General features: G+C 58.6%; 3 protein-coding genes. All 3 read left to right on the top strand.

The window, feature by feature from the left end; genetic code table 11:
- Positions 1–45: 45 nt before the first annotated feature.
- On the top strand, positions 46–627 hold the full coding sequence (locus tag IP83_RS20175; RefSeq protein ID WP_156309641.1) for a hypothetical protein: 582 nt from the start codon (positions 46–48) through the stop codon (positions 625–627).
- Positions 624–890 carry a hypothetical protein gene (locus tag IP83_RS20170; protein ID WP_156309640.1) on the top strand — a complete coding sequence of 89 codons (267 nt, stop codon included), beginning with the start codon at positions 624–626 and terminating at the stop codon, positions 888–890. The genes IP83_RS20175 and IP83_RS20170 overlap by 4 nt, the downstream gene beginning before the upstream one ends.
- A gap of 174 nt (positions 891–1,064) precedes the next feature.
- Positions 1,065–2,237 carry an acetyl-CoA C-acetyltransferase gene (locus IP83_RS08905; protein ID WP_054121866.1) on the top strand — a complete coding sequence of 391 codons (1,173 nt, stop codon included), beginning with the start codon at positions 1,065–1,067 and terminating at the stop codon, positions 2,235–2,237.
- The last annotated feature ends 62 nt before the right edge of the window (positions 2,238–2,299 follow it).

Below are 2,299 nucleotides of genomic sequence, written 5' to 3'. Positions count from 1 at the left end.
TAACCACAACCGTCGAGGCTCTAATCAGAGCTGGATGAAAGTCCCGTGGCAGGTCAAGATCATTATGTGCTCAGCGCTGGGCACGTGCTTACGCCCTATAACCGACTGGCGGTCGGCGATGCGGTGATTCAGCCGGGCAAGAGCGATCGCGGCAAGCCATCCGATAAGGTTGCAGAGCTATCTCATGTGATTGAGCTTCAATTCAGGGATCACGGCTTTCCAAATTTGGCCGATGCTGCGCTGGCTCGAATTACAGGCAAAAATTGCCTTCCAGAGGACTTCGACTCTCTAGCTCCAATTGCCGTTGAGCGCGGTATCCGAAGGGGCTCTACCGTGCAGATGACCGGACGGACTTCTGGACTGTCGTTAGGGCGCACAATGGATGTTTCAGCCCGCATTGAGATGCGGTACCCTCGGGACGCCCATTCGAGCGGTCGGGTGGGCTTTGCCGACGTGGTTCTGTGTACCCCATTTACAAAGCCCGGCGATAGTGGTGCCTTGGTGACTACTGAATCTGGTAAGGCAGTAGGGCTTATCATTGGCGGGAGCAGTAAGGCCTCCGTTTTTTGCAAAGTAGGCAATGTATTTGATCTCTTGGGCATTGATGCAATGAGGCTAAACCGATGAGCGATGAAGAAACGGTAATCATTGCGTCTCAAGATTCAAGTTTATCTCTTGAATCGTTCGATGAATTTATTGGAACAGGTGTTGTTCCGTTGAATGATTCATCCCACGATTTAATGATAGCGGTTTATGTTTCAAGACCAAGAAGTAAATTATCGAAATCATTTAGAGAGAAAATTCCGAATTTTATTGAAGTTTGCCGACAAGGAAAGGTATTTCATGTGCCAACATGTATTGTTGATGTTGGAAAACTGAAGCCATATTGATAGGTATTTGAAGTCCTTGTGATTGGGTTGCCGACTATTTGACACTAGATTGAACCTTTTTCACTCGCAACGCTCGCGCGGCCTTATAGGCGCCCCCCCACACCCATCCCTTGACCCCACCCCCCGGACCCCTTAATCGTTCAGTTAAACGAACGGATACGGGAGTCGAGTGCCATGGCTGTTGCCTATATCGTTGATGCAGTGCGCACCGCTGGCGGGCGGCGGAATGGGCGGCTCGCGGGGGTTCACCCGGTCGATCTTTCGGCAGCGACATTGGATGCCATTGTCGAGCGCACGGGGATCGATGGCGCGGCGGTGGATGATGTCGTCATGGGCTGCGTCTCGCAGGGCGGGCAGCAGGCGGGGCAGGTGGGGCGTAATGCCGTGCTTGCCGCCAAGCGCCTGCCGGATTCGGTGCCGGCCGTGACGATCGACCGCCAGTGCGGCTCCTCGCAGCAGGCGATCCAGTTTGCCGCGCAGGCGGTGATGTCGGGCGTGCAGGACATGGTGATCGCGGCGGGCGTCGAGAGCATGACCCGCGTGCCGATGGGCTCGACCGCGATCTTCCACATGAAGGAGGGCCTCGGCAACTACAAGTCGCCGCAGCTCGAAGAGAAGTATCCGGGCATCATGTTCTCGCAGTTCATGGGCGCGGAAATGATCGTGAAGAAGCACGGCTTCACCAAGGATCAGCTCGATCAGTTCGCGCTCTCCAGCCACCAGAAGGCGATTGCCGCGACGCAGGCCAATGCCTTCGCGAACGAGATCGTGCCCATCGCCATCGAGACGGCGGACGGCCCCGCCACGCACACCGTGGACGAAGGCATCCGCTTCGATGCGAGCCTGGAATCGATCGCGGGCGTCAAGCTGCTCTCGCCCGAGGGCCTGCTGACGGCGGCCAGCTCGAGCCAGATCTGCGACGGCGCCAGCGCGGCGCTGATCGTTTCGGAAGCGGCGCTCAAGGCCCACGGCCTCACCCCGCTGGCGCGCATCCACACCTTGACGGTGACGGCGGGCGATCCGGTGATCATGCTCGAGGAACCGCTCTTCGCGACCGACAAGGCGCTGAAGCGGGCGGGCATGACAATCGACGATATCGACCTCTACGAAGTGAACGAGGCCTTCGCCTCAGTGCCGCTCGCCTGGCTGAAGCACACCGGCGCGAACCCGGACAAGCTCAACGTCAACGGCGGCGCGATCGCGCTCGGCCACCCGCTCGGCGCTTCGGGCACCAAGCTGATGTCGACGCTGCTCAATGCGCTCAAGGCGCGCGGGGGCAAGTATGGCCTGCAGACGATGTGCGAAGGCGGCGGTGTCGCCAACGTGACGATTGTCGAGATGATGTGATCCTCCCCTCCCGCCTGCGGGAGGGGCCGGGGGAGGGCATGTTGGCCAAGTACCGAACATGC

The sequence above is a fragment of the Novosphingobium sp. AAP93 genome, assembly GCF_001296055.1.
Classification (GTDB): Bacteria; Pseudomonadota; Alphaproteobacteria; order Sphingomonadales; family Sphingomonadaceae; genus Novosphingobium.
Note: the sequence above shows the minus strand (reverse complement) of the source record. Positions and strands in the feature narration are given on the sequence as shown.

Bases quoted from the DNA above. Each gene is read 5' to 3' on its own strand.
- IP83_RS20170 (WP_156309640.1), top strand. From the start codon at position 624: ATGAGCGATGAAGAAACGGTAATCATTGCGTCTCAAGATTCAAGTTTA.
- IP83_RS08905 (WP_054121866.1), top strand. From the start codon at position 1,065: ATGGCTGTTGCCTATATCGTTGATGCAGTGCGCACCGCTGGCGGGCGG.